A 24,869-nucleotide genomic window follows, 5' to 3' on the forward strand; every position below is an offset into this window, starting at 1 on the left:
GGGAAGAGGGTGGAACCATGAGCGGCCTGGACGACATCGAGGCGGCGGTGTCCGAGGTGCGGGAGTTCAACCGCGTGTACACCCGGCTCATCGGCGCGCTGGACTACCCGGAGAAGCTCCGCACCCCGTACTCCCTCACCGAGGCGCGGGTCCTCTACGAGCTCGCGCGCCGCGACCGCACCCACGTCCAGAGCATCCGCAAGGACCTGGGGCTCGCGGCGTCGCACCTGAGCCGGATGCTCGGCCGGTTCGAGGAGCAGGGGCTGATCACCCGGGAGCGGTACGCCGACGACGCGCGCCACCATCAGGTCCGGCTGACCGAGGCCGGGCGGGCCGCGGCGGCCGAGCTGGACGAGCGGTCCAAGGAGGCCGTTTCCGACCTGCTGCGCGGCTGCGGCGGGGTCAGGATCCGGAATCTGACCGAGGCGCTGCGCACGGTGCGCGCCACGCTCACCGGCCCGCCCGCCCGGTCGGAGATCCGGCTGCGCGAGCCGGCCCCCGGGGAGCTGGGGTGGATCGTCCAGGCGCACGGGGCGCTGTACGCCGAGGAGTTCGGCTGGGACGCCGACTTCGAGGCCCTGGTCGCGCGGATCGTTGCCGACTTCGCCGAGGACCATGACCCGCTCCTTGAGCGGGTGTGGATCGCCGAGCTGGACGGCAGACCGGTCGGCAGCGTGATGTGCGTACGGGACGCGGCTCCGGACACCGCCCGGCTGCGGCTGCTCCTGCTGGACCCGGCGGCGCGCGGATACGGGCTCGGGGACCGACTCGTCCATACCTGCATCCAGTTCGCGCGGGAGGCCGGCTACCGCGAGCTGGTGCTGTGGACCAACGACGTGCTCTCCGCCGCGCGCAAGATCTACACCCGGGCCGGCTTCGAGCTCGTCGCGGAGAAGCCACACCACAGCTATGGCCAGGACCTGGTGGGCCAGGACTGGCGCCTGACGCTGTAGGACAGCGTCCGGGCTCCATACGCGCGCCCCGCAGCCCGAACGCGGGTTGCCGGTCTCAGCAGAGCCAGAAGGAGAAGTCGCCGCCGACCCAGCCGACCAGGTTCCGCTCGTCGAAGAGCGTCACCGCGCCGTCGGTCGTCACCTCGAACCGCACGGTCTGCGTGTCCCCGTCCACCGCGCCCCCGCTCACCACGCCGACCAGCCGCTGCGTCCGGTGCGGCCGGGCCTGCGGCGGCAGCACGAACAGCGTCTCCGTCTGCCCCCACGCGGGAACGGTGGTGGACGGCGGAACGGGCTTCTTCGACAGCGAGAAGTGCACGTGCACCTGGTCGCCCGATATCCGGTACTGCGGGTCGTAGTTGGCGCTGTTCGGCTGGTAGAGCGCGGTGTCGTACGGGACCTTCACCCACGGGTTCGTGCCCGCGTGCGGGAAGCGCGCGATGTTGATCTGCCGCCCGGTCGCGGGCTTGGCGGCGATGCCGAAGGCGACGGTGCCGGGTGAGCCGACCGGGTCGCCGGGCGTGCCCACGTACGTGCAGAGGCCTTCCGGCTCCCGGTTGTTGAGCCCGGGGAAGTCCCTGAGAAGGACGGACTGGAGCTGGACGCCGGTCGCCCAGTCCGTGCAGGTCACGGTCGCGTTGTCGACCTCCTGCTGGCCGTAGTACTGGTACAGGTGGCCGTCCAGGCTGGTGTAGCCCTGAAGGGTCTTCCCGGAGGGGCCGAAGGCCACCGTCTGCAGCGGAGTGAACGTTCCGGCAGCGGCGGCGGCAAGGTCGTAGCGGTCGTAGCCGCCGGAGGCGGTGCCGGACGACTTGTCGTCCGACTGCCAGCGGTAGATCAGCTCGTTACAAGTCGGGTCGATCTTCGCCGAGACCCGGAAGACACCGGTGCGCGGCCGGAACGTCGTGACGGACGAGGCGGAGACGTCCACCTCGGTGCCGGGGGTGTTGCTGCCGGGCACGTACGGCACGCGGGCCAGGGCCGTCGCCCAGCCGCCGTCCGGCAGGGCGTCGGTCCAGACGTGGACCCCGGTGGGGGTCTGCTCGACGCCCAGGCTCACCCCGTGCCCCGAGTTGACGAGGTACATCGCGTCCTTCGGGGTCCCGTCCACGGTGTACCGCGAAATGATGACGCGGGTCTCGTTCCCCGGCGTGCCGTCGCTCTGCGACACGTACCAGAGCTGGTCGACCGGATCCCAGTAGATCGCCTGCGCGACGGCCGCCTCGGTGGCGAGCGGCGCGCCGGCGACGAGGACCGGTCTGACGGGGGAAGCGAGCTTGATCACGTACGACTCCTCGGACGATGACACCGAAAACGATCAGGAACCGCCGAGCCTATGGCCCGGCGGTTCCTGATCGTTCGGGAGTCGTCCCCGCGTCAGCGGGCGGCGGAGTCGACGAACGCCGCCCAGGCGGTGGGGGAGAGGGTGAGGGAGGGGAGGACGGTGTCCTTGGAGTCGCGGACGTGAACGGCGTGGGGGCAGGCGGCGACCTCGACGCAGGCGCCGCCCTGCTCGCTGCTGTACGAGGACTTCGTCCAGGCGAAGGCCACTTCGACACAGGCGCCCTGCTGGTCGCCGCTGTAGCTGCTCTTGAACCAGTTGAGGTCGGTGCTCATAGCGATCGTGCCACCTGTTCGATGAGTCGTGCGGAGTCCTCCGGGGTGAGGGCCTGCGCCCGCAGCTCGCTGTAGCGAGCGAAGGTGTCCCCCACGTCCGGCTGTTCGCTGAGAAAGTACCTGCCGCCTTGTCCTTCGACATAGACGAGTTGGCTCTTACGGTTCTCGGTCTCCAGCAGGATGAACGGACCGTTGAGCCCGGCGTGGGTCTCTCGGTCCTCCGGCATGACCTGGATCCTCACGTTGCGCAGGTCCGCGCACTCGCGTACGTACGCCAGGCACTTGCGAAGAACGCCCTTGCCGCCGAGCGGCTTGGTGAGCGCCGCCTTCTCCAAGACGAAGGTGACCACCGGTGAAGGCGTTCGGAAGAACAGCGCCTGGCGCTCGATGCGGGCCGTGATGCTCGGTTCGATCTCGTCCGCATCCATCGCCGGGACGGCACTCTCGAAGACGGCCCGCGCGTAGTCCGGGGTCTGGAGCAGTCCGGGGACGAGATGATTCTCGTACCAGTGGATGCCCGCCGCCTTCTTCTCCTCCTCCAAGTAGTCCTCGAACCAGGCCGCTACACCACTCGCCGTCACCTCCTCCGCGACCTCCAGTAGTGCACCTTGTGCACCCAGGAAGGCGTCCGAGATCGCGACGAAGTCGCCCTTCGCTTTCCTCTCTCCCCGCTCGATCATGGCCACTTGGGACTTGGAATAGCTGGTCTCCGCCCCCAGCCGCTCCATCGAGACCTTCGCTCGCTCGCGATAGAAGCGCAGCAGCCTCCCGAACGCCTTCGCGGCCCCTGAGCCCTTGCCCTTGCCTGTGTTCACACCCGGCCTCCCACGTGCACAGTCCGCCACATCAACGCTGTGGCGCTGGTCACAAGTACAGCGGGGCCACCAAGCTGACCGCATGAATTCGCGCAAGTCACTTGACACGCTGCCCCATTGGGTACCTGCGACCGGGCATGCTCTCCGTCACGTCGGCGTCCACTTCGACGCCGTCCGTATCGCCGGGTTTCTCGGGGAGGACGTGGCGTACCGGCTCATGGAGTTCACGGACTTCCGCGCCGGGCCCATCGTGCGCGCCGAGACGGGGCCGCAGTACCACTACTTTCTGCTCCCGCCCGGCGCGGCCGCCGGGCACGCGTGGCCCGCTCCGGCCCGGGCGTTGGGCCGGAGCGGGGGCGCCGGCGGCGGGGAGGCCTTTGTCGGGATTCCGGCGCTGTACGGGGTGACGTGGCCGCTCGGGTGGCGGTCGCGGCCGACCGAGGAGGATCCGTTCGTGGAGCCGGGGTTGCTGTACGAGATGGCCGTCCGCGCGCTCGCGTAGGGGCGGGGGTGCGGACGGCCGCCGGATCAGAACGCGAAGACCGTGCCCTCGCCCGTCGCCGCGCGCAGCTCGCAGCCGTTGCCGTACGTGGCCGTCCAGCGGACCCGCTTGCCCTGCCAGACGCCGTCGCCGGTCACCGTGACCGGTTCCCACTCGCGCGTACAGGGGCGGTGGCGCGAGCCCGCGTCCGTACCCAGGCGGGTGAAGTCGCCCTTCGCCTCGGTGAGTTCGCGGCAGGCCTCGACCGGGGCCGGGTGGGTGCCGGAGGGGGTCGGGGAGCAGGCGAGGGTGACCGCGCGGACGATCGTGGCGGTGCCGCGGTGTTCGCCCTGGCCGACGGTGAGGACCAGGGCCGTCGGCGCGTACAGGCCGGGCGTCGTGGCGGAGTCCGCGGAGACGGGTTCGGCGGTGGCCGAGCCGGTGAACACGGTGCTGAGCAGGGCGAGGCCGGTCGCGGTGGCGAACGCGGTCGCGCCGAGGGTACGGAAGTAACGCACGAGGCTGTCCCTTCACGGGGGTATCGGGGGATGCGGGTCGACGGTTCGGCCGCGATGGTCAGGCGCGGTGCTCGTCGACTGCGGTCCGGAGTCTTGTCGACGCGGAGCGTGATCGCACATCCGGTCGCAAGGATCCGGCCGCACGCGTGTACGAGTCGTCCCGCCCTGCGACCGACTGGTCGTTCGGGCAGTTGGGAGGCGGTGTTCCGCTCTCCGGACGGGCCGCGCGCCAGGGCCGTACAAGCCGAAACAATCGTCTGACCTGCGGCGATTCCGAAACGGCCGTTTCCATGATCGTCCGGAACCGCCGCCCTCAGGAGGTCGCGGAAGGTCGCGGAGGGCCACGGAACGCCGTGGGGCCCGGTCCGCATCCCGGACCGGGCCCCACGACGTACAGACAGCTCCAGCTACAGCTCCAGCTACAGGCTCAGCCCTTGCTCACCGCCGCCAGGATCTCCGGCAGCCGGCTCGCCACCCGCGGGGCCGCCAGCTTCAGGCCGCCCCAGACGAGCAGCGCGCCGTACAGCAGGCCGCCCGGGAGGAGGAGCCAGAGGAGGGACTCCTGGTCCGTGAGGTGGAGGACGACGTTGGCGACGATGACCGGGGCGCAGAGCATCGCGCCCGCGATCATGCCGCCGAAGATGGAGATCCAGGCGAGGCCGCCCTGCCCGGGCGCGACGTTCTTGTACGCGCTGTCCTGGGGGATCGAGTACGGGAAGTTCGCCGAGGCGAACGCGCCCGTCGCCATCATCGCGCCGAGCAGTGCGAGCGCCGTGCCGAGCGCCTCGGGGAAGGAGCCCCAGTCGCCGAGGACGGCGGCGGTGGCGACGACCACGAGGAGCGTGTACGGCAGGGTGACCATCAGTATGGCCAGGGCTCGGGCGCGGAGTTCGGCGTACGCGTCGGCGGGCGTCGAGATGGTCTGGGCGACCATCCAGAAGGCGGAGGTGTCCTGGCCGAACTGGTTGTACATCTGCACGCCGAGCATGCCGGTGGCGAAGCAGGCGAAGTACAGCGAGCCGGTGCCCTGCATGGCGTTGAAGAGCGGGACGATCAGGCCGATCGCCAGCGAGGTCACCCATGCGCCCTTGGTCTTCGGGTCGCGCCAGACGTAGCGCAGGCTGCGTTCCATGACCGTGCCGGTGCGTCCGCCGGGCAGGATGCGGCCGAGCAGGCCGGACGAGGCGGACTTGTCCTTGGCGGAGTCGGCGGCGGCGCCGATGGTGGAGCCGTCCGGCTCGACCATCAGGCGGACCAGCGAGCGCTGCCACCAGTACACGAGGCCGGCCAGGGCCGCGGCCGAGAGGAGCAGCTTGGCGGCGGCGACCGCGTAGTCGCCGGTGCTCGCCGCGTCGATCGCGGAGATCGCGGACGCGGGCGGCAGCCAGCCGACGAACTCGGCGGCCGGTTCGAGGCTGGACAGGCCGCCCGCCCGGCTGAGCCGCTGGGCGCCGAAGTTGACCAGCTGCATGCCGACCGCGATGACCAGGCCGGAGAGCACGGCCAGGTCGCGGCCCTTGCGGGAGGTGAGGAGGCGTACGTTCGCCGCTGCGACGGACCGCGAGAGCGCCACGCAGCCGAGGACGAGCAGCGGTACGGCGAGCACGGCGACGATCACGCCGGCCGGGCCGTGCGCGAGCGCGAGGGCCGAGCCGACCGCGAGGCACAGGGTGAGGACCGGGCCGACGCCGACCAGCGAGGCCACGAGGAGCGCGCGGACGAGCGGCTGCGGCCGCAGCGGCAGCATCGTCAGGCGCGAGGGGTCGAGGGTCTCGTCGCCGCTCGGCACGAACAGCGGCATGAACGTCCAGGACAGCGCGAGCACGCCCGCGATCAGCACCGTCACGAGGGCGGCGTCGGCGCTGCCGCGCAGCAGCAGGAAGGCGAGCGTCATGCCGGCGGCGAAGAGCGCCGACACGACGATCGACGCGACATAGGCGGCGGTCCGGCCGCCCGACTGCTTCAGGCCGTTCTTCAGGAGCGACAGCTTGAGCCGTACGAAGACCGAGGTCAGCGACGGTACGGCCACGGGGGTCGCCGCGCCGGTGGCGGTGGTGCTCATCGGGCCGAACCGCCGCCCAGCCAGTCCAGCGACTCGCCGGCGTCCCGCCCGTTCGCGCCGACCAGTTCGAGGAACGCGGCCTGCAGCGACGGCGCCTCGCCCCGTACCCGCTCCAGCGGGCCCTGCGCGCGGATCTGGCCGGCGGCCATCACGGCCACCCAGTCGCACAGCGACTCCACCAGCTCCATGACGTGGCTGGAGAAGACGACGGTGGCGCCGGAGGAGGTGTAGCGCTCCAGGACACCGCGGATGGTCTGCGCCGACACCGGGTCGACGCCCTCGAACGGCTCGTCCAGGAACAGCACTTCCGGGTTGTGGAGCAGCGCCGCCGCGAGACCGATCTTCTTGCGCATGCCCGTCGAGTAGTCCACGACCAGCTTGTGCTGCGCGCCGGCCAGGTCGAGCACGTCGAGCAGCTGGGTCGCCCGCTTGTCGACCTCGGCGCCCGGCAGCCCCCGCAGCCGGCCGCTGTACGCGAGGAGTTCACGGCCCGAGAGGCGCTCGAAGAGCCGCAGGCCCTCGGGCAGGATGCCGATCCGGGCCTTCACCTGGGCGACGGACTCGGGGTCGGCCCACACGTCGTGGCCGGCCACCCGGATCCGTCCGGCGTCGGGCCGCAGCAGACCGGTGATCATCGACAGGGTGGTGGTCTTGCCGGCGCCGTTCGGGCCGACGAGACCGATGAACTTGCCTGCCGGCAGGACGAGATCGATGCCGTTGACCGCGATCTGCTGTCCGAAACGCTTCCAGAGCCCCTCGACATGTACAGCGGGCGGCGCACCGTGTTCCGGTGCACCGCCCGCCGCCGCGAACTCTCCCTCGAATGCCTGGTCAGGCACCATGCTGCGTCAACCCTTCGGTTGTCCCCGTGTAGTCGGAAACCACCTTACGGCTGAACGCGATCGCGCCACATGGCCAGGACGCGGCCATGACCCGCCCCGGACATTGCCGGAACCGGGCAACGGACCGCCCGCCGAGGTCCGTCCGGACGCCTCCGGTCCCGGGACCGACTCCAGGACCGGCGCGCCCGGCTCTAGGACCGGCGCGTCCGGGTGTCCGCGGCCTCTCGGCCGCACGCGTACGCGAGCGGGCTGATCAGCTCCTCCGCGTCCGGCAGCCAGCGGTTGGCCGGCGTGGGCTTGCGGGCCCACTGCACCGCGCCCGACCCGCCGACGCGGGTGGGCGGGGCGGCCACGTAGAAACCCTCGCCGCGGGTGGTGAGATCGATCGAGGACGGCACCCAGCCCAGCTTCCGCACCAGGTCCGGTACCTTCACCGCCGCGCCCGGCAGCACGAAGAAGTACATCCGGCGGTCCGGCGTGCAGGTCACCGGGCCGAGCGTCAGCTCCATCCGCTCCATCCGGGCCAGGGCGAGGAAGCCGGCCGACTCGGGCACCTCGATCGCGTCGAAGGTACGGCCGGTGGGCAGCAGGATCGACGCCTTCGGCTGCTTCGACCACATCCGCCGCGCCCCCACGGCGCTGCCCGTCGCCTGCGTCGACCAGTCGGGACGGGCCGCGTGCGCGCCCGGCGCCGGGCAGTCCTCCGCGCCGCAGGAGCACCGCTCCCTGCCCTCGACCGCCTCCAGCCAGGTCCCGGGGAACACGTCCCAGTGCCGCTCTTCCGCGTACCGCACCGCGTTGTCCAGCAGCAGCTCGCCCCGCTGCTTGGGGATCTGTGCGGCTTCCGTGACTCCCATGGTCTCTTCCACGTCGAAGACAACTCCCCACGTCACCTGGGGTTACGGGCGTCGTGGACAGCGGTGTGGCGCATCGATCCTGCATGCGGGGCGCACAGGTGCACGGGCGGGGGCGCGCGTGGGACCGGGGAGCGGCGGGCGGGTACGGAAGGGGACGGGGGGCGTCGGCGCCGGGCCGCTGTGCGGTCGTGTCGACCGGCGTGTCCGGTTTCGCGTGTTCACATCGGCATTGACCGGATATCCGCCGGGCAGTGATCAGCCGTTCCGTCACCGCGCTCAAGGGCCGGAGCCGATCACCGCACCGGCCTCAGGGGGTTCACCATGGCAGCCAGGCCACTCGTCGCCCGCCAGCCCAACGAACGGCTGCAGGCGCTCATCCAGGAGGCCGGGTGCTCCAACGCCGGCCTCGCCCGCAGGGTCAACATGGTCGGCGCGGAGCGCGGCCTCGACCTGCGGTACGACAAGACCTCCGTGGCGCGCTGGCTGCGCGGGCAGCAGCCGCGCGGCCGGGCGCCCGGCATCATCGCCGAGGCCCTCGGCCGCAAGCTCGGGCGGACGGTCACCATCGACGAGGTGGGGATGGCCAACGGGCGCAATCTCGCCTCGGGGGTCGGTCTGCAGTTCGCGCCGACCGTGCTCGGGGCGATCGAGCAGGTCTGCGAGCTGTGGCGGAGCGACGTGGGGCGGCGGGACTTCCTGTCCGGGTCCACGGTCGCCGCGTCCGCGCTCGTCGAGCCCAGCCGCGACTGGCTGATCACCGGCGCCGATCCGCAGGTCGCGCGGCACGCCGGGGCGCGGGTCGGCGCCTCGGACGTCGCGGCGGTCCGGGCGATGACGAGCGCCCTTGTCGACCTGGACCGGCAGTTCGGCAGCGGGCACGTGCGGCCGGTGCTCGTCCACTACCTCAACAGCGTGGTGTCCGGGATGCTGTCCGGCTCCTACCGGGAGGCGGTGGGGCGCGAGTTGTTCGCGGCGGCCGCGCGGCTGACCGAGCTGGCCGGCTACATGGCCGTGGACACCGGGCAGGCCGGGCTCGCCCAGCGCTACTACATCCAGGCCCTGCGGCTCGCGCAGGCCGCCGGTGACCGGGCGTACGGCGGTTACGTGCTCGCCGCGTCCATGAGCCACCTCGCCGCCCAGCTCGGCAACCCGCGCGAGATCGCGCAGCTCGCCCGGGCCGCGCAGGAGGGCGCCCGGGGGCAGGTGCCGCCGCGCGCGGAGGCGATGTTCCTGGCGGCGGAGGGGCGCGGGCACGCGCTGCTCGGCGACGCCCGCTCCTTCGCGCACGTCGCGGCGCGCGCCGAGGAGGCCCTGGACCGGGCCGATCCGGAGTCGGGCGACGACCCGGTCTGGATCGCCCACTTCGACGAGGCCTATCTGGCGGACGAGCTGGCGCACTGCCACCGCGACCTGGGGCAGGCGCACGAGGCGGCCCGCGCGGCCGAGCGCTCGCTCGCCGGGCACCCCGCGTCGCGGGCCCGCCGCCGGGCGATCGGGCTCGCCCTGCTCGCCGCCGCCCAGGTCCAGCAGCGCGAGGTCGAGGAGGCCTGCCAGACCGGTGCCCGGGCCCTGGAACTCCTCGGAACCCTGCGGTCCAGCCGGGGCATCGAGTACCTGGGCGACCTCCGCGACCGCCTTGAGCCGTACGCGGCGGAGGCGGCGGTCCGCGAGTTCGGTGCGCGGCTCGATCTGCACGCGGCGTGACGGTCGGCGAGGGCGGCGGCGGGGGTGGCGGGGTGGCGGAGCGGTGAACGTCACACCTCTGTCACACGTGTGTGCGGACGCCTTGGCGCACCCGGTAGCGTGAACCGACGATTTCGTAGGTCCATCAGTAGGAGTCCCGGTGACGCACAGCGGACAGGGGCCGGAGCAGCACTATCCGGCCGCTCAGCCCCTCCCCCCTGAGGTGACCCCTGGTGGCCCCTCGGACGCCCAGGCCACGCAGTACCTGCCGCCGGTCCCGCCGCAACAGCCGCCGGCCCAGCCCGCGGCGTACGGCTATCCGCAGCAGCCCCCGGCCCCGCAGCCGGGGTACGGGTACCCGGGGCCGGACGCGCAGGCGACGCAGTACATCGCGCCGGTGCAGCAGGACCAGGCGACGCAGTACCTGCCGCCGGTTCCGCCGCAGTCGCAGGCCCCGCAGGAGGCCGCGACCCAGTACATGGCGCCCGTACCGCCGGCTGCGCCCGTACCGGGTGAGCGGCCGCCGCTGGCCGACTTCGACAACCTCTTCCGCAGCGAGACCCCGAACCCGCCGCAGGCCCCGGCCCCCGCGCCCGGGTACGGCTACCCGCACCAGCCGCCGGCGCCGCAGCACCAGCAGCAGCCCGGGTACGGCTACCAGCAGCCCCCTCAGCCTCCGCAGCAGTACCAGCAGCAGGCCTACCAGGACGCCTACTACGACGACGAGCCCGAGCCGCCGCGCCGCAAGTCGCCGGTCGCGCTGATCGCCGCCGTCGTCATCGGGTGCGCGGTGGTCGGCCTCGGCGCGGGCATGCTGCTCAGCGGCGGGGACGACGACAAGAAGGACGACGCGACCGGGAAGGGCGACCAGAACGTCGCTGCGAGCTCCGCCGCGCCGTCCGGCCAGCCGTCGGGCGAGCCGGCGGCCGATCCGGCCAAGGGCCAGGCCGAGGAGCTCGACAAGCTCCTCGCGGACAGCAACAACAGCCGTGACGCGGTGATCAGCGCCGTCGCGTCGATCCGTAAGTGCGAGAACCTCGACGGGGCGGCGAGCGATCTGCGCGGCGCGGCCAAGCAGCGGCGCGAACTGGTCACCCGCCTCCAGGGCCTGACCATCGACAAGCTGCCGAACAATGCGGCCCTGTCCGCCGCGCTCGTCAAGGCCTGGCAGGCCTCGGCCTCCGCCGACGACCACTACGCGCTCTGGGCGGACCAGGCGAAGAGCAACAAGAAGGTCTGCAAGGACGACCGCGCCCGCAACACCAGCCAGACCAACGAGGCCGACAAGAAGAGCCAGGAGGCCACGGCCGCCAAGAAGCAGGCGGCCGGGCTCTGGAACCCGACCGCCGACAAGTACGGACTGACGAAGCGCACCTACACCCAGCTGTAGAACGGCTGACGGGGACGGTCCCGGCGCCCGGCCCTTACGGCGCGGCCAGGACCGTCTCGCCCACGTCGACGAAGCCGGGCTTCTGCGCCACCAGCTGACCTTCCCGTACCACCTGGAAGGTCACGTCGTGGTTGACGATCCGGGGGAAGTCGCGGGCGCCGAGGAGGTCGTCGTAGCGCCAGCGCAGCGGCGGGGTGAGGCCGCCGGTGTCGATCTTCGCGCCCTGGTTGAGGGCGTGGCTGATCTGCAGCGAGCTGATCTTGTCGCTGTCGAGCGACTCGACGACCTGCTTGAGCACGGTGTAGGCGATCCAGGTGGTCTGCACGCCCGCGTCCGTCGGGTCGACCCGGTTGTCGACGAAGGCGTGCTCCTTGATGACCTCCCGCATCGGCTCCCAGGCCTTGCTGTCGGCCGAGGGGTACCAGCCGGTGACGTAGGCGCCCTCGAAGGGGCTGTGCGCGCCGCCCGAGCGGTCGATGAGCGGCTGGCCGACGCTGCCGAGGACCGAGGAGATCCGGACGTCGGTGGCGTCGGCGTCCTTCTTCGCGGAGGGCTCGGGCAGCCGGCGGAACGAGTCGAAGAAGGTCTGGGTGCGTTCGCCGAGGACGGCGGTGACGCAGCCCTCGTCGGAGCCGGCCTTCGTACGGGCGCGGGCGGCCGGTTCGGTGTACTCGGCGGAGTCCTCGCGCGCCGGGATGTCCACCGCGCCGTGGTGACTGGCCTTGCGGAGGCCGGAGTTCAGCAGGTTGAGCAGCCGGTCGCCGGCGATGTTGTCGGGGCGGACGAGGGAGACCTTGCGGCAGCTCTCGGCGAGCTGCATGCCGTGCCCGGCGAGGAGCGAGGCCTGGCCGCCGTTCACGGGGTAGGAGAGGGAGCTGGTGAACTCGTCCTCGGAGATGCCGTAGCCGCCGATGTACGGGATGCCCGCCGACTCCAGCGGGGCCATGAAGGAGCGCCCGAACTGGCTGTACGAGCCGACGACGGCGACCGCGCCCTCGTGGACGGCGCGGCGGGCGCAGGCGGCGGCGCCCGCGTTGGTGTTCTGATCGTTGCAGGTCAGGACGCGGAGTTCGTGCCCGTCGAGGCCGCCGTTGGCGTTGACCCAGCGGGCGTAGGCCTGGGCCATGGCGGGCATTCCGGGCATATTGGTGGCGCGGGTCTGGTCGGGAGCCCAGGTCATGACGGTGACGGGCTCCCTGGAGCCCCCCGTGGCTCCAGGGAGTACGCCGCAGCCGGTGAGCAGCGACGCTGCGGCCGCCGCTGTCGTGACGTACGCGAGAAGGGAAGTAAGTCGCCTACCGGTCATGGGCATGCACAATTCCGCCCCACGGGTAACGCGGCAGTGAGCGAGCATCAACGCGGGGTGACGTGAAGGTGAATTACGGGGGTCGCTCGATCCCGGATGCGCGGGAACGTACGATCGAACGGTGTCCGGTAGCACCTCCCCTTCCATGAACTCTTCCCGTCGCGGCCGTCGCTCCTCCACCATGGGCGGCATGCCGCTCAACGACATGCCGTGGTGGCGCTGGCGCGCCAATGTGCGCTCCGCGCTGCACATGCTCTCGGACCCGGGCTTCCACGAGACGACCTGGCTGGCCGGCCAGGACGGGTACGGCGACGTCACCGACGCCGTCTACCGCCTCGTCGAGGACACCTGGCTGGACAGCTGGTCAGCAGAGAAGTACGTGGGGACGATCTTCCGCGACTCCGGCGAGGCCGCCCTCGTCGACGTGGCCGTGCTGCGGGTGCTGCGCATCATGCACCAGGTGGGCGCGGACGCCCATGTGTCCGCGTTCATGGAGCACCACGCCTGGCCGGAGGCGGTCCGGGCGGCGCGGGAGGCGCATGTACGGATGGCGACGGCGGACGGGGAGGACCCGGACGAGCCGCCGCGCTCGCTGGAAGTGCTGCGGATCATCACGCGGGCGGCGTGACCGGCGTTCCGCCTGACGGACGTGGCCCGGGGGGTCCGCCCGTCTGTGGCAGGCTAGGCGGATGACCGACCAGTACGTCCTCACCCTCTCCTGCCCCGACAAACAGGGCATCGTGCACGCCGTGTCGAGCTACCTCTTCATCACCGGCTGCAACATCGAGGACAGCCAGCAGTTCGGAGACCGTGACACCGGTCTCTTCTTCATGCGGGTCCACTTCTCCGCCGAGGCGCCGGTCACGGTGGACAAGCTGCGGGCGAGCTTCGCGGCCGTGGGCGACTCCTTCGGGATGGACTGGCACATCGACCGGGCCGACGAGCGGATGCGCGTCGTCCTGATGGTGTCGAAGTTCGGGCACTGCCTGAACGACCTGCTGTTCCGCTCCTCGATCGGCGCGCTGCCGGTCGAGATCGTCGCGGTGGTGTCCAACCACACCGACTTCGCCGAGCTGGTGGGCTCGTACGACATTCCGTTCCGCCACATTCCGGTCACCAAGGACACCAAGGCGGAGGCGGAGGCGGAGCTTCTGGAGCTGGTCCGCGAGGAGAACGTGGAGCTGGTCGTCCTGGCCCGCTACATGCAGGTCCTCTCCGACGACCTGTGCAAGCAGCTCTCCGGCCGGATCATCAACATCCACCACTCCTTCCTCCCCAGCTTCAAGGGCGCCAAGCCCTACCACCAGGCGCACGCGCGCGGCGTGAAGCTCATCGGCGCCACCGCGCACTACGTGACGGCCGACCTCGACGAGGGCCCGATCATCGAGCAGGAGGTCGAGCGCGTCGGCCACGAGGTGACCCCCGACCAGCTCGTCGCGATCGGCCGCGACGTGGAGTGCCAGGCGCTGGCGCGGGCCGTGAAGTGGCACGCGGAGCGGAGGATCCTGCTGAACGGGCGCCGGACGGTCGTCTTCGCGTAGGCCCCGGAGGGCTGCGCCCGCTACATCCGGCTCAGTGAGGCCGCCGCGAACAGGACGTCGCGGATCGCCTCGCGGTCGCCGTCCTGGCCCGCGGCCGCGTCCTGCGGCGGGACCTGGCCGGCGATGAGCTGGCAGAACTCGACGCCGTCCATGGCGACCTGGGCCACGGTGTGGTCCGGGGAGCCGAGGGCGGCGGGGGAGTCCAGGGCGATGTACCAGTGGCCGCCGCCCGCGCCCTCGATCTCCAGATGCACCGAGCGGCCGGGAGCGCCGGCCGTGACGAGCTCGCGGGGCGGGCCCGCGAGGCCGGTGCGGCGGCGGTCGGCGAGGGCCGCCGGGAGGAGCCGGGCGGCCAGGTCGATCATGCCGTGCAGATGGCTGCCGCTCGGCGGGTCGTACGGATAGGCCACCGCGTTCGCGATGTCCTCCGCGTGCCGCCAGCACTCGAAGGCCCGCTCCAGGAGCGAGTCCTGCAGCGGCAGCGCGAAGTCCCCGTAGGTGACCGTGAGGTCCGCCACCCCGCGCCCGGCGAAGGACACCGTCCGGATCAGGGTGTGGCTCTGCTCCCGCCACGGCTCGCGGATCGCGCGGGTCGGCGGCAGGTGCGCGGTCTTCCAGTACGTCTCCGTCCGCTCGGCCGGCGCCAGCTCGCCGATCCCCTTCCCCAGCGGGTCATCCAGGCCGAGCGAGGCCGCCACCAGACCGTCCACGGCGAGCAGGTGCCCGATCACCCCGGCCACCGTGGTCTTCCGGTTCACCGCCCGCTCGCCCTCGAACCACCGCAGCCGCACCGGCGCGTGCCACTCCGACTCGCCGATGTCGCGGAGCAGCGCGTCGAGCCGGGCGGTCTCCGCGTCGTACGGAGTCGCCCACGCCGGTACGGGGATACGGGCCGGACGGCGGCCCAGACAGTTCTCCAGGACCCGCGAGCGCAGCAGCGGGTCGAGGTCCAGATCGCGCTCGGCGTGCAGCAGCCCGACCGCGTCGCGCAGCCGCAGCGCCTCCTCCGCGCACGGGGCGCACTCGGTGAGGTGGTCCTCGACGGCCCGGGTCTCGGCGGCCGAGCAGGCGGAGAGCGCCCACGCGCCGAGCAGCGACTTCAGCACGCGGTGCGGCAGTTCGAGCGCGGGCTCGGGGGCGGGTTCGGGCTCCGGGGCCTCCGGCGGCTCCTGCCGCTCGGGCTCGGGCTCCGCCCCGTACCCCTCCGGCTCCTCGTACGGCCCGCCGAACGGCGACGTCAGGTCCGCGTGGTCGTCCGCCGACCGGCGCGGGCCCGGTATCCACGGAGCGCGTGCGACCTCCTCGGGGTCGTCGTTCGCCCCGCTCACGGCGTCCGTCCGTAACCGCCGCCGCCGGGCGGCGAGCCCTCCAGCGGGCGGGTGTTGGCGGTGGAGAGCAGCTGCAGCCCGAGCCGCAGCCGGCGCCGCGCCTCGTCCTCGGTGACGCCGAGGTCGGCCGCGGTCTGCCGGTAGTCGCGGCGCTGGAAATACGCCAGTTCGAGCGCCTGCCGCAACGGCGTCGGCATCGAGGTCACGATGTAGTCGGCGCGGGCCGCGACCGAGGCCCGGCGCACCTTCTGCTCCAGCTCCTCCGCCGTGCCCTCGCCGCTCTCCGCGAAGGCCAGCGCCTCGGCCTGGCGCAGCCGGTGGACGGCCTGCCGCTGGGCGAGCCGGGCGACCCAGGCGCGCATGTTGCCCTGCTTGGGGTCGTAGGCGTCGGGGTTCTCCCAGATGTAGCCGAAGACCTCGCGGGTGACCTGGTCGGCGGCCTCGTCGTCGTCGAGGACCCGGTGGGCCAGGCTGTGCACGAGCGAGGCGAAGCGGTCGTAGAACTCGCCGAGCGCCGCGGCCTCGCCGCGCGCAAGACGCTGCTGCATCCTGCGGTCCCAGCGCGGCGGTGTGTCCTTCGTCGCCATGCTCCGACACCTTCCCGACCCGACTTCAGAACTCCAAAGTAATGCGCGGAGACGCCGGACACGATGGTTTGCGGCAAGTGCCCTCTTGACGGGCCCGGCGGATGGTAAGGAAAGCGACAACCCTGGATCCGGGGGTTTCGGAGCGGTGTGCGGGGGCAGCGGGAGGAGACAGGAAGGCACCCCTCCGTTTGATCGCCCTCTGATCGCCCTCGGTGAAGACCGGTGATCGCTCCGGTGATTCCCCCCACGTCTGAAAGGCGCCGCCCGTGACGATCCAGGTCGACGAGGACCGGCAGGAACCATGGACCGTGCTGCGGATCAGCGGGGAGCTCGACCTCGTGACCTCGCCGCTGATCCGCAGACGGCTCCACGACGCGGTCGCGGGCGGCCGCCACGACGTGGTCCTCGACCTCTCCGCGGTCCGCTTCTGCGACTCCAGCGGCGTCGGCGTGCTCGTCGCCGCCCGCCGCCTGATGCGCTCCTGCGGCGGCCGGCTCCGGCTGATCCTGCCCGCCCGCGGCGCGGAGGACGGCGCTCACGTCAACCGCGTCCTCGCCGCGCTCGGCGTCCGCCGCCTCTTCGAGGTGTACGCGGACGTCCCCGCCGCCCTCGACGACACGGCCGCGCCCCTGTCGGCGTGAATCCTCCTGAAGTCGTACGGAAATGCGGAAAGTCGACCCGATCGTAGATCTGTGCATGACACGGGGAAAGAGAAGAACAAGGAGCCGGGCGAGCCGGATGCAGGCAAGCCGGATGCGGGCGAGCCCACGAAGGCGACCCGCACGGTCGTCGGGGTGTCGGTCGCGGTCGCCGTCGCCGCGCTGATCGTCGGGGTCCTCTGGGCGCTCGACTGGCCCAGGCATCTGTTCGTCGGGTACGTGGCGGTGAAGCTCGGCATCAAGGGCGGTGTGGCCGCCTTCGCGGGGATCTTCGCGCTCGTCGCGTGGTGGAGAGGGCGACGCGCCAAGCGCCAGGAGGAGCCTGCGCCCGAAGAGACGGACTAGGCGTACCGCTCCCTCAGCTTGTACTTGAGGACCTTCCGCAGCGTCTCGTTGCGCGGCAGGGTGTCCACCACCTCCAGCTGCTCGGGCAGTTTGAAGACGGACAGGCCGGCCGTGCGGAGGAAGGCGGTGAGCTCCTCCAGGGTGAGCGGGGCGGCGCCCGCCGGCTGTTCGATCACCGCGCAGACCCGCTCGCCGCGTTCGGCGTCCGGGAGGCCGATGACGGCGGCGTCGCCGACGCCGGGGTGTTCGTGCAGCAGGTCCTCGATCTCCTTGGCGGAGATGTTCTCCCCCTTGCGGATGATGACGTCCTTCAGGCGGCCGGTCAGGACCAGGTGCCCGCCGGGGGTGAGGTGCCCGACGTCGCCGGTGATGAGGAAGCCGTCCTCGTCGAAGGCGGCGGCGGTCTGCGCCGGGTCGAGATAGCCCCGGCACACCGCCTCGCCGCGCAGCCGGACCTCGCCGCCCTCGGCGATCCGTATCTCCATCCCGGCGGGCGGCCGGCCCTCCGTCGTCGCCAGGTTCTCGGCGGTGTCGCCCGGGTCGCCCATGGTGATCATCGGGACCTCGGTCATGCCGTAGCCGTGGGTGAGCTGGCAGCCCAGCTCGCGGACCACCGCGTGGTAGACCTCCGGCGGCTTGGGCGCGCCGCCGCCCGCGAGCAGCCGCAGGGTGGGGATGATCGGCTCGCCCGGCTGCTTGCGCTGCTCGGCGAGGAACATCGAGTAGAAGGCGGTGGAGCCGCCCGCCACCGTGACGCCGTGTTTGCGGTACTCCTCCAGCGCGTCGGGCAGCGCGAACTGCTCGAACATGACGGCCGGGAAGCCGTAGAGCAGCAGCATGACCGTGTAGTCGGGCCCGGCGATGTGCGCGTACGGGAAGGCCATCGAGCCGACGTCGCTCTCGCTCAGGTGCAGCGCGTGGGCGAGGCAGGAGCCGCCCGCGATGAGCGAGCGGTCGGTGTGCAGCACGCCCTTGGGGTCGGAGGTGGTGCCGGAGGTCCAGTAGATCCAGCGCACATCGGTGCCGGAGGAGGGCGAGGGCGGGGGCGGCAGCACTGCCGGGTCACCGTCCGGGAGGCTCTCGTACGCCTCGAAGACCCCGCGGGCGCCGAGCCGCCGGGCCATCTCCGTGTGGTCGAAGCCCCGCCAGACCCCGGGCACGGCGAAGAACTCGGCGCCGGACGCGCGCAGCGCGAAGCCGACCTCCTTGTCCCGGTAGAACGGGATGACCGGCGACTGTACGGCCCCGAGCCGGGCCAGCGCGAAGGACAGCACCGCGGTCTCGATCCGGGTCGGCAGCTGCCACGCCACCACACTCCCGGGCCGCACCCCCTTCCCGTACAGCCCGGCGGCACAGCGCTCGGCCCGCTCGCGCAGCTCCCCGAAGGTGAGCACCCGGTCCTCCTGGAGCAGGACGGGCCGGTCGGGGGTGAGCGCGGCGCGGCGGACGACGAGCTCCCAGAGCGTGCGGGAGGCACCCAGGGCGTGTGCGGTCTCGGTCATGCCCGTACTCCTTCTGGCTGACGGATCGTCAGATCGTGCCGAGAGCGTAGAGGGACGGTCCTTGTCGGTCCAGAGGTGCGGGGCTAGCCTGATGCCCAGTCTGTATCTGACGGGTCATCAGAAAACTGGAGGGGTCATGACGGAACTGCCCCGCATCATCAGCGTCGACGACCACGTGATCGAGCCCGCGCACCTCTTCGAGACCTGGCTCCCCGCCAAGTACCGCGACCGGGGGCCGCAGCCCCTCACGGCGGGCATCGGGGAGCTCGCGTACGTCGGCGGGAAGTACCAGATCACGATGGACCCCGACGGGCCGCCCACCGACTGGTGGATCTACGAGGACCTGAAGTTCCCGTACAAGCGCAACATCGCCGCCGTCGGCTTCGACCGGGACGACATGACCCTGGAGGGGATCACCAGGGAGGAGATGCGGCGCGGCTGCTGGGACCCGGTCGCGCGCCTGAAGGACATGGACCTCAACCATGTCGAGGCCTCGCTCTGCTTCCCCACCTTCCCGCGCTTCTGCGGGCAGACCTTCGCCGAGGCCAAGGACAAGGAGGTCGCCTTGGCATGCGTCCGCGCCTACAACGACTGGATGGTCGAGGAGTGGTGCGGCGACAGCGGCGGCCGGCTGATCCCGCTGTGCATCATTCCGCTCTGGGACATCGACCTGGCCGTCGCCGAGATCCGGCGCAACGCCGAGCGCGGGGTCCGGGCCGTCACCTTCTCCGAGATCCCCACCCACCTCGGGCTGCCGTCCATCCACTCCGGCTACTGGGACCCCTTCTTCGCCGTGTGCCAGGAGACCGGGACCGTGGTCAACATGCACATCGGCTCCAGCAGCCAGATGCCCGCCGCGTCCCCCGACGCCCCGCCCGCCGTCCAGGCCAGCCTCAGCTTCAACAACGCGATGGCCTCGATGATGGACTTCCTCTTCAGCGGCGTGCTCGTGAAGTTCCCGCGACTGAAGTTGGCGTACAGCGAGGGGCAGATGGGCTGGATCCCGTACGCCCTGGAGCGCGCCGACGACGTGTGGGAGGAGCACCGGGCCTGGGGCGGGGTGCGCGATCTGATCCCCGAGCCGCCGTCCACGTACTACTACCGGCAGATCTTCTGCTGCTTCTTCCGCGACAAGCACGGCATCGCGTCCCTGGACGTGGTCGGCCGCGACAACGCCACCTTCGAGACCGACTACCCGCACGTCGACTCCACCTTCCCGCACACCAAGGAAGTCGCCCTCGACCACGTCAAGGGACTCGACGACGAGACCGTCTACAAACTGATGCGCGGCAACGCCATCCGCATGCTGGGCCTGGGCATCGTCTGATGGAGCTCACCTACTCGGAGGCGGAGGAGGAGTTCCGGGCGGGGCTGAGGGAGTGGCTCGCCGCCGAGCTGCCGAAGCTGCCGGCGAAGCCCGACCCGCTCGACTGGCCCGGCCGCCGCGCCTACGACTGCGGCTGGCAGCGCCGGCTGTACGACGCCGGGTACGGGCACGTGCACTGGGACGCCTCGCCGACCCAGCGGCTGATCTTCCTGGAGGAGACCGAGAAGGCCGGGGCCCCGTACGTCGGCGCCAACTTCGTCGGCCTCCTCCACGCGGGACCGACCATCGCCGCCGAGGGCACGGCCGGGCAGCGGGCCCGCTGGCTGGAGCCGGTGCTGCGCGGCGACGAGGTGTGGTGCCAGGGCTTCAGCGAGCCCGAGGCCGGCTCCGACCTGGCGGCGCTGCGGACCAGGGCGGTACGGGACGGGGACGCGTACGTCGTCACCGGGCAGAAGATCTGGACCTCGCACGCCGAGGTCGCCGACTGGTGCGAACTCCTCGTACGGACCGACCCGGAGGCCCCGAAACACCGCGGGATCAGCTGGCTCGCGATGCCCATGTCCAGCCCCGGCATCACCGTCCGGCCGCTTTGCACCCTCGCCGGGTCCACCGAGTTCGCCGAGATGTTCCTCGACGAGGTGCGGGTGCCGGTGGCGAACCGGGTGGGCGAGGAGAACGACGGCTGGCGGGTCACCATGGTGACGCTCTCCTTCGAGCGCGGCACCGCCTTCGTCGGCGAGGTCGTCGCCTGCCGCCGGGTCCTCGGCGAACTCGCCCGCGAGGCCCGGAAGAACGGACGCTGGGACGACCCCGTCCTGCGCCGCCGGCTCGGCAGGCTCGGCGCCGAGTTCCAGGCCCTGTGGCGGCTCACCCAGTGGAACGTCAGCGAGGCCCAGGCCACCGGCGGCGTCCCCGGCGTCGGCGGCTCCGTCTTCAAGCTGCGCTACTCGCACGCCCGTCAGGAGCTGTACGACGCGGCCGCCGCCGTCCTCGGACCCGACGCGCTCGACCTCGGGCGCGACTGGAACCTGGACCGGCTGTCCTCGCTGTCGTACACGATCGCCGCGGGCACCTCCCAGATCCAGCGGAACATCGTCGCCGAGCGCATCCTCGGCCTGCCGAAGGGCCGGTGACCGACACCGTGGACTTCCGACTGACCGAGGATCAGCTGGCGCTCAAGCGGGGGGTACGGGAGCTGCTCGCCGCCCGCTTCGGGCGGGCGGCCCTCCGGGCTGCGGTGGACAAGGGGACCCTCGACCGTGCGCTGTTCCGGGAGCTCGGCGCGGCCGGGTTCTTCGCGCTGCGGCTGCCGGAGGCGGCGGGCGGGGTCGGGCTCGGGCTGCCCGAGGCGGTGCTCCTCTTCGAGGAGGCCGGGCGGGTGCTGCTGCCCGGGCCGCTGATCGCCACGCATCTGGCGGCGGGCGAGGTGCCGGGGGCGGCGGAGGGGGAGGTCGTGGTGACGACCGTGGACGGTGGGAGCGCGGTGGTGGAGTGGCTGGACGCGGCGGACGTGGTGCTGGGGGAGGCGGCGGGGGCCGTCCCGATCCGGTCCGTCGACCCGTTGACGCCGCTGCACCGGGTGCCCGCGGGGGCCATTGGCGTGCTCGACGCGGACCTGGTCTCGCTCCTCACCGCCGCCGAGCAGCTCGGCAGCGCCGCCCGATGCACCGAACTTGCCGTCACCCACGCCCGTACCCGCGAACAGTTCGGACAGCCCGTGGGCGGATTCCAAGCCGTGAAACACCTGTGCGCCGGAATGCTCGTACGGACCGAGCTCGCCCGCGCCGCCGTCTACGCCGCCGCCGTCACCGCCGACCCCGCCGAGATCGCCGGGGCCCGGCTGCTCGCCGACGAGGCCGCCGTGGCCGGCGCCCGCGACTGCCTCCAGGTGCACGGCGGAATGGGCTTCACCTGGGAGGCCGATGTGCATCTGCATCTGAAACGGGCCTGGGTACGGGCCGAGCGCGGGCTCGGCGGGGCGGCGGCCGAGGAGCTGGTCGCGGCCCGGTTGTAGGGGCGCGCTCCCGGTGCCGCGTCGTACCCGTCGGGTCACACAGCGTCGATACCGTGTTGTGTCCTTCGCGGGGGTCGTCACGCGCCGGAGTCGGCGGTCCGCTCCGGTACGCTCCGTGGGATGCGAGTGCTTGTGGGCCCGGACCGCGCCGGTGCCGCCGATGCGGTGGCTCCGCGGCCGGGAATGCCCGCCGCTCGGACAGGCCGGCGCGCCCCGCGTTCGACTCCTCGGGGCGTGCGTCGCACAGTATGGACCATGCGTACTCCTTCGCGCTGGAATATGCCCGAAGCGCTTGTTGCCGTGACTGTACGTCAACCATGCTGTCCCACAAGGGAATCACGTTCCGTAAAGGTGTGTCCGCCGGTTCGGATGGTGTGAACGGTGCAGGTGCTTCAGGTGCAGTTGGAGGTCGGGCCCGACCCGGCGGAGGTGGGGCGCGCCAGGCGATGGGCGCGTTCGCGAATGGCCGGGTCCGGCATAGGGGAGGACGAGCCGCTGGCGGAGACGCTGGTGCTGCTCATCTCCGAGCTCGTGACCAACGCCGTGGTCCACACGGGCTGTCCGGCGGTGCTCCGGATGCTGTTCGGCGGGGGCGGGGTGCGGGTCGAGGTCGCCGACACGAGCGACCGGCCGCCGCGGCCCCGGCACGCGGAGGGCGAGGACACCAACGGGCGCGGCCTGGAGTTGGTGGACGGGCTCGCCGACCGGTGGGGCTGGCAGCGCGAGGGCGCGGGCAAGAGCATCTGGTGCGAGGTGGACCGGGCGCCGGCGGCGGAGTCCGTCGCGTCGGTGTCACCCTCACGGGTGCGCTGTTGACGGTTCGTGGTGCATTGATCACCCTTGGGTGAGCGATTCGTTCTGCGAGGGGAGTCGAGGGGCCGCGCCATGCCCCCTCGACGTGCGCGGGTCGTGACGGGTGGCGGCGAATCGTGCCGTGCTCGGGGCGCGCGCGAGTGTGCCGCCACCCGCGGTAGCCCCGGTCCTGGTTTTTTAGAACACCGCCACCGGTGCGACCGGTGTGCCCGTGCCGCCGACGAAGGGCTCGGGCATCGCGGAGAGCAGGAACGCGTAACGCCGCTCCTGTGCACAGGCTGTGGACAACTCCTCAAGATTCCAGTTCTGGCCCTGCAGCATGCCCATCTCGACCAGATCGAGGGCGTGCACGGGCATCCACAGGTTCTCGATCTCCGGCGGGAAGATCTCGAAGGTGAGCGTGTCGTCGGCGACCGCCGCCACGTCCCGGGCGTGGAACCACTCGGGCGTACGGACGGACAGGCCGGGCGACGGGAAGGCGTAGCCGTGCTTGTCGCCGGCCAGATACACCTGGATCTGCCCGGTGCGTACGAGCACGACGTCCCCGGACCGTACGGTCACCCCGCCGAACTCGGCGGCCTCGTCGAGGTCCTCGGGCGTCACCGCGTGGTCCCCGGGCAGCCGGTCCACCCCCTTGGCCGCCGCCACGTCGAGCAGCACCCCGCGGCTCACGACGTGCCGGGCGGTGTGGATGCCGCTGAACTCGGAGCGCCCGTGGGCGGTGACGGTGGCGGCGGGGCGCCCGTTGTAGATCCGGCCCGAGTGGGAGGCGTGCGTGAGGGCGTCCCAGTGGGTGCCGGCCTGCAGGCCCATGGTCACCGCGTCGTCGCTGGTGGCGACCGTGCCGGGGCCGAAGAGCTCCTGGTTGATCTGCACCATGACGTGCAGCGGGTTGACCCGGCCGGCGATCATGCCGGTCTGCACGCCGTCCTGCTTGAGGTCGACGGCGAGCGGGACGCGGCGGCCGGTCCGGACGGTCGCGGCGGCCGTGCGTACGACGTCGTCGGTGATCAGGTTGAGGGTGCCGATCTCGTCGTCGCGCCCCCAACGCCCCCAGTTGTTCACGCGTTTGGCGATCTCGTGGAACTCGACGGGAAGTGACATCGGGGCCTCCGAGGTCTTGTTCTCCGGTATCTGACGGGTCGTAGAATCCCGCTGACGAATGAATCTAACGGACCGTCAGAAACCGCGGGAAGGGGCCGGGCGTGGGGAACTTCTTGGCAGGGAAGGTCGTCGCCGTCACGGGCGCGGGGCGGGGGATCGGCCGTGCGGTCGCCCTCGCCTGCGCCGCCGAGGGCGCGAAGGTCGTCGTCAACGACTACGGGGTCTCCATCGAGGGAGGCGAGCCGACGAGCGCGGTCGCCGAGGCGGTGGTGAAGGAGATCGAGGCGGCGGGCGGCGCGGCGGTGGCCGTCGCCGACGACATCTCGACGATGGCGGGCGGGCAGCGCCTGGTGGACGTGGCGCTCGCCGAGTACGGGCGGATCGACGGGGTGGTGTGCGTGGCCGGCATCCTGCGCGAGCGGATGCTCTTCAACATGACCGAGGAGGAGTGGGACCCGGTCGTCGCCACCCACCTCAAGGGCACCTTCACCGTCTTCCGGGCCGCCTCCGCCGTGATGCGCCGCCAGGGGTCCGGCACCCTCATCGGCTTCACCAGCGGCAACCACGCGGGATCGGTGGCCCAGGCCAACTACTCCGCCGCCAAGGGCGGCATCATCTCCCTCGTGCGGAGTGCCGCGCTCGGCCTGCACAAGTACGGCGTCACGGCCAACGCCGTCGCCCCGGTCGCCCGCACCCGCATGTCCGCCAACGTGCCCATGGAGCTCAAGGAGATCGGCGAACCCGAGGACGTCGCCGCCCTCGTCGTCTACCTCCTCTCCGACCGCGCCAAGGCCGAGCGCATCACCGGCCAGGTCTACACGATCGCCGGCCCCAAGATCGCCGTCTGGTCCCAACCCCGCGAACTCCGCGCCGCCTACGCCGAGTCCGGCACCTGGACCCCGGACCGCATCGCCGACTTCCTCCCGGGCACGGTCGGCATCGACCCCATGCCGATGCTCCAACAGCTGGAGGAAATGGCCCGCGCGGCAGCCCGGGGCTCGCGCCCGAACGCGTAGGGGGTGTCGTGGGGGTGGGGCGTGCCGTGGGCCGGCCCCGCGCCGGGCGGGCCCCGGGCTGCGCCCCGGCCTCGGCCGCGGACCGTTCGGGTCGGCCCGCGCCGCCGGG

General features: G+C 71.9%; 25 protein-coding genes. 13 read left to right on the forward strand and 12 right to left on the reverse strand.

All coding sequences use genetic code 11. The annotated features are described in order from the left end of the window. Positions 1-17: 17 nt before the first annotated feature. On the forward strand, positions 18-953 hold the full coding sequence (locus JAO84_RS21010; protein ID WP_370414267.1) for a GNAT family N-acetyltransferase: 936 nt from the start codon (positions 18-20) through the stop codon (positions 951-953). 55 nt (positions 954-1,008) lie between these two features. On the opposite strand, the gene JAO84_RS21015 is transcribed toward JAO84_RS21010, so the two are convergent. The 3 genes from JAO84_RS21015 to JAO84_RS21025 form a co-directional block, all read right to left on the reverse strand. Then, positions 1,009-2,238 carry a hypothetical protein gene (locus JAO84_RS21015; protein WP_370414268.1) on the reverse strand — a complete coding sequence of 410 codons (1,230 nt, stop codon included), beginning with the start codon at positions 2,236-2,238 and terminating at the stop codon, positions 1,009-1,011. Positions 2,239-2,330: 92 nt separating this feature from the next. After that, positions 2,331-2,570 (reverse strand): DUF397 domain-containing protein, encoded by a 240-nt coding sequence (locus JAO84_RS21020; RefSeq protein ID WP_370414269.1) that lies wholly within the window; start codon positions 2,568-2,570, stop codon positions 2,331-2,333. After that, positions 2,567-3,385: a helix-turn-helix domain-containing protein gene (locus JAO84_RS21025; protein ID WP_370414270.1), complete on the reverse strand. Its 819-nt coding sequence runs from the start codon at positions 3,383-3,385 to the stop codon at positions 2,567-2,569. The genes JAO84_RS21020 and JAO84_RS21025 overlap by 4 nt, the downstream gene beginning before the upstream one ends. Positions 3,386-3,587: 202 nt before the next feature. On the opposite strand from JAO84_RS21025, the gene JAO84_RS21030 reads away from it, so the two are divergent. After that, entirely contained in the window at positions 3,588-3,887 is a 300-nt protein-coding gene (locus JAO84_RS21030) for a hypothetical protein (protein WP_370414271.1), read from the forward strand. Positions 3,888-3,913: 26 nt separating this feature from the next. On the opposite strand, the gene JAO84_RS21035 is transcribed toward JAO84_RS21030, so the two are convergent. The 4 genes from JAO84_RS21035 to JAO84_RS21050 form a co-directional block, all read right to left on the reverse strand. Further along, positions 3,914-4,384, reverse strand: a complete 471-nt coding sequence (locus JAO84_RS21035; RefSeq protein ID WP_370414272.1) for a subtilase-type protease inhibitor — start codon at positions 4,382-4,384, stop codon at positions 3,914-3,916. A 427-nt stretch (positions 4,385-4,811) separates the two neighbouring features. After that, complete coding sequence (locus tag JAO84_RS21040; protein WP_370414273.1) at positions 4,812-6,446, reverse strand: transporter; 1,635 nt, start codon at positions 6,444-6,446, stop codon at positions 4,812-4,814. Beyond that, positions 6,443-7,288 (reverse strand): ABC transporter ATP-binding protein, encoded by an 846-nt coding sequence (locus JAO84_RS21045; protein WP_265863855.1) that lies wholly within the window; start codon positions 7,286-7,288, stop codon positions 6,443-6,445. Before JAO84_RS21045 ends, JAO84_RS21040 begins: the two co-directional genes overlap by 4 nt. A 191-nt stretch (positions 7,289-7,479) precedes the next feature. After that, positions 7,480-8,145 (reverse strand): bifunctional DNA primase/polymerase, encoded by a 666-nt coding sequence (locus tag JAO84_RS21050; RefSeq protein ID WP_265863856.1) that lies wholly within the window; start codon positions 8,143-8,145, stop codon positions 7,480-7,482. A 321-nt stretch (positions 8,146-8,466) separates the two neighbouring features. On the opposite strand from JAO84_RS21050, the gene JAO84_RS21055 reads away from it, so the two are divergent. Together JAO84_RS21055 and JAO84_RS21060 are read left to right on the forward strand one after the other, a co-directional pair. Next, positions 8,467-9,849, forward strand: coding sequence for a transcriptional regulator (locus tag JAO84_RS21055; protein WP_370414274.1), 1,383 nt, complete (start codon positions 8,467-8,469; stop codon positions 9,847-9,849). A 139-nt stretch (positions 9,850-9,988) separates the two neighbouring features. Continuing rightward, positions 9,989-11,218, forward strand: coding sequence for a hypothetical protein (locus tag JAO84_RS21060; protein WP_370414275.1), 1,230 nt, complete (start codon positions 9,989-9,991; stop codon positions 11,216-11,218). A 34-nt stretch (positions 11,219-11,252) separates the two neighbouring features. Here the strand turns inward: JAO84_RS21060 and JAO84_RS21065 are convergent, their stop codons facing one another. Further along, the gene (locus tag JAO84_RS21065; protein ID WP_370416826.1) at positions 11,253-12,524 is read right to left on the reverse strand and encodes an ABC transporter substrate-binding protein; all 1,272 of its coding nucleotides are present in this window, start codon (positions 12,522-12,524) and stop codon (positions 11,253-11,255) included. Between the two features lie 181 nt (positions 12,525-12,705). Here JAO84_RS21065 and JAO84_RS21070 point away from each other — a divergent pair, with 181 nt between their 5' ends. Continuing rightward, the gene (locus JAO84_RS21070; RefSeq protein ID WP_265864068.1) at positions 12,706-13,152 is read left to right on the forward strand and encodes a hypothetical protein; all 447 of its coding nucleotides are present in this window, start codon (positions 12,706-12,708) and stop codon (positions 13,150-13,152) included. A gap of 61 nt (positions 13,153-13,213) precedes the next feature. Beyond that, positions 13,214-14,065 carry a formyltetrahydrofolate deformylase gene (gene purU / locus JAO84_RS21075; RefSeq protein WP_265863859.1) on the forward strand — a complete coding sequence of 284 codons (852 nt, stop codon included), beginning with the start codon at positions 13,214-13,216 and terminating at the stop codon, positions 14,063-14,065. A gap of 20 nt (positions 14,066-14,085) precedes the next feature. Here purU and JAO84_RS21080 read toward each other — a convergent pair whose 3' ends face one another. Both JAO84_RS21080 and JAO84_RS21085 read right to left on the reverse strand, forming a co-directional pair. Then, entirely contained in the window at positions 14,086-15,393 is a 1,308-nt protein-coding gene (locus JAO84_RS21080) for a zf-HC2 domain-containing protein (RefSeq protein ID WP_370414276.1), read from the reverse strand. Then, entirely contained in the window at positions 15,390-15,980 is a 591-nt protein-coding gene (locus tag JAO84_RS21085; protein ID WP_370414277.1) for a sigma-70 family RNA polymerase sigma factor, read from the reverse strand. Before JAO84_RS21085 ends, JAO84_RS21080 begins: the two co-directional genes overlap by 4 nt. 266 nt (positions 15,981-16,246) lie before the next feature. On the opposite strand from JAO84_RS21085, the gene JAO84_RS21090 reads away from it, so the two are divergent. Then, positions 16,247-16,621 carry an STAS domain-containing protein gene (locus tag JAO84_RS21090; protein ID WP_370414278.1) on the forward strand — a complete coding sequence of 125 codons (375 nt, stop codon included), beginning with the start codon at positions 16,247-16,249 and terminating at the stop codon, positions 16,619-16,621. A 51-nt stretch (positions 16,622-16,672) separates the two neighbouring features. Continuing rightward, positions 16,673-16,984 (forward strand): hypothetical protein, encoded by a 312-nt coding sequence (locus JAO84_RS21095; RefSeq protein ID WP_370414279.1) that lies wholly within the window; start codon positions 16,673-16,675, stop codon positions 16,982-16,984. Here the strand turns inward: JAO84_RS21095 and JAO84_RS21100 are convergent. Next, positions 16,981-18,486 carry a class I adenylate-forming enzyme family protein gene (locus tag JAO84_RS21100; protein WP_370414280.1) on the reverse strand — a complete coding sequence of 502 codons (1,506 nt, stop codon included), beginning with the start codon at positions 18,484-18,486 and terminating at the stop codon, positions 16,981-16,983. The two genes, JAO84_RS21095 and JAO84_RS21100, sit on opposite strands and share 4 nt — an antisense overlap. A gap of 136 nt (positions 18,487-18,622) precedes the next feature. Between JAO84_RS21100 and JAO84_RS21105 the strand changes: the two genes are divergently transcribed. The 4 genes from JAO84_RS21105 (at position 18,623) to JAO84_RS21120 (ending at position 22,643) form a co-directional block, all read left to right on the forward strand. Beyond that, the gene (locus tag JAO84_RS21105) at positions 18,623-19,813 is read left to right on the forward strand and encodes an amidohydrolase family protein (RefSeq protein WP_370414281.1); all 1,191 of its coding nucleotides are present in this window, start codon (positions 18,623-18,625) and stop codon (positions 19,811-19,813) included. After that, positions 19,813-20,946, forward strand: coding sequence for an acyl-CoA dehydrogenase family protein (locus JAO84_RS21110; RefSeq protein ID WP_370414282.1), 1,134 nt, complete (start codon positions 19,813-19,815; stop codon positions 20,944-20,946). Before JAO84_RS21105 ends, JAO84_RS21110 begins: the two co-directional genes overlap by 1 nt. 8 nt (positions 20,947-20,954) lie before the next feature. Beyond that, positions 20,955-21,827, forward strand: a complete 873-nt coding sequence (locus tag JAO84_RS21115; protein ID WP_370416827.1) for an acyl-CoA dehydrogenase family protein — start codon at positions 20,955-20,957, stop codon at positions 21,825-21,827. Between the two features lie 381 nt (positions 21,828-22,208). Further along, complete coding sequence (locus tag JAO84_RS21120) at positions 22,209-22,643, forward strand: ATP-binding protein (RefSeq protein WP_370414283.1); 435 nt, start codon at positions 22,209-22,211, stop codon at positions 22,641-22,643. 174 nt (positions 22,644-22,817) lie between these two features. On the opposite strand, the gene JAO84_RS21125 is transcribed toward JAO84_RS21120, so the two are convergent. Further along, positions 22,818-23,744 (reverse strand): cyclase family protein, encoded by a 927-nt coding sequence (locus JAO84_RS21125; protein ID WP_370414284.1) that lies wholly within the window; start codon positions 23,742-23,744, stop codon positions 22,818-22,820. A gap of 101 nt (positions 23,745-23,845) precedes the next feature. Between JAO84_RS21125 and JAO84_RS21130 the strand changes: the two genes are divergently transcribed. Next, positions 23,846-24,760: an SDR family oxidoreductase gene (locus JAO84_RS21130; RefSeq protein WP_370414285.1), complete on the forward strand. Its 915-nt coding sequence runs from the start codon at positions 23,846-23,848 to the stop codon at positions 24,758-24,760. The last annotated feature ends 109 nt before the right edge of the window (positions 24,761-24,869 follow it).

This window comes from Streptomyces fradiae (assembly GCF_041270065.1).
Classification (GTDB): Bacteria; Actinomycetota; Actinomycetes; order Streptomycetales; family Streptomycetaceae; genus Streptomyces.

Bases quoted from the DNA above. Each gene is read 5' to 3' on its own strand.
- JAO84_RS21010 (WP_370414267.1), top strand. From the start codon at position 18: ATGAGCGGCCTGGACGACATCGAGGCGGCGGTGTCCGAGGTGCGGGAG.
- JAO84_RS21020 (WP_370414269.1), bottom strand. From the start codon at position 2,570: ATGAGCACCGACCTCAACTGGTTCAAGAGCAGCTACAGCGGCGACCAG.
- JAO84_RS21040 (WP_370414273.1), bottom strand. From the start codon at position 6,446: ATGAGCACCACCGCCACCGGCGCGGCGACCCCCGTGGCCGTACCGTCG.
- JAO84_RS21045 (WP_265863855.1), bottom strand. From the start codon at position 7,288: ATGGTGCCTGACCAGGCATTCGAGGGAGAGTTCGCGGCGGCGGGCGGT.
- JAO84_RS21050 (WP_265863856.1), bottom strand. From the start codon at position 8,145: ATGGGAGTCACGGAAGCCGCACAGATCCCCAAGCAGCGGGGCGAGCTG.
- JAO84_RS21055 (WP_370414274.1), top strand. From the start codon at position 8,467: ATGGCAGCCAGGCCACTCGTCGCCCGCCAGCCCAACGAACGGCTGCAG.
- JAO84_RS21065 (WP_370416826.1), bottom strand. From the start codon at position 12,524: ATGACCGGTAGGCGACTTACTTCCCTTCTCGCGTACGTCACGACAGCG.
- JAO84_RS21070 (WP_265864068.1), top strand. From the start codon at position 12,706: ATGGGCGGCATGCCGCTCAACGACATGCCGTGGTGGCGCTGGCGCGCC.
- purU (WP_265863859.1), top strand. From the start codon at position 13,214: ATGACCGACCAGTACGTCCTCACCCTCTCCTGCCCCGACAAACAGGGC.
- JAO84_RS21085 (WP_370414277.1), bottom strand. From the start codon at position 15,980: ATGGCGACGAAGGACACACCGCCGCGCTGGGACCGCAGGATGCAGCAG.
- JAO84_RS21100 (WP_370414280.1), bottom strand. From the start codon at position 18,486: ATGACCGAGACCGCACACGCCCTGGGTGCCTCCCGCACGCTCTGGGAG.
- JAO84_RS21105 (WP_370414281.1), top strand. From the start codon at position 18,623: ATGACGGAACTGCCCCGCATCATCAGCGTCGACGACCACGTGATCGAG.
- JAO84_RS21110 (WP_370414282.1), top strand. From the start codon at position 19,813: ATGGAGCTCACCTACTCGGAGGCGGAGGAGGAGTTCCGGGCGGGGCTG.
- JAO84_RS21125 (WP_370414284.1), bottom strand. From the start codon at position 23,744: ATGTCACTTCCCGTCGAGTTCCACGAGATCGCCAAACGCGTGAACAAC.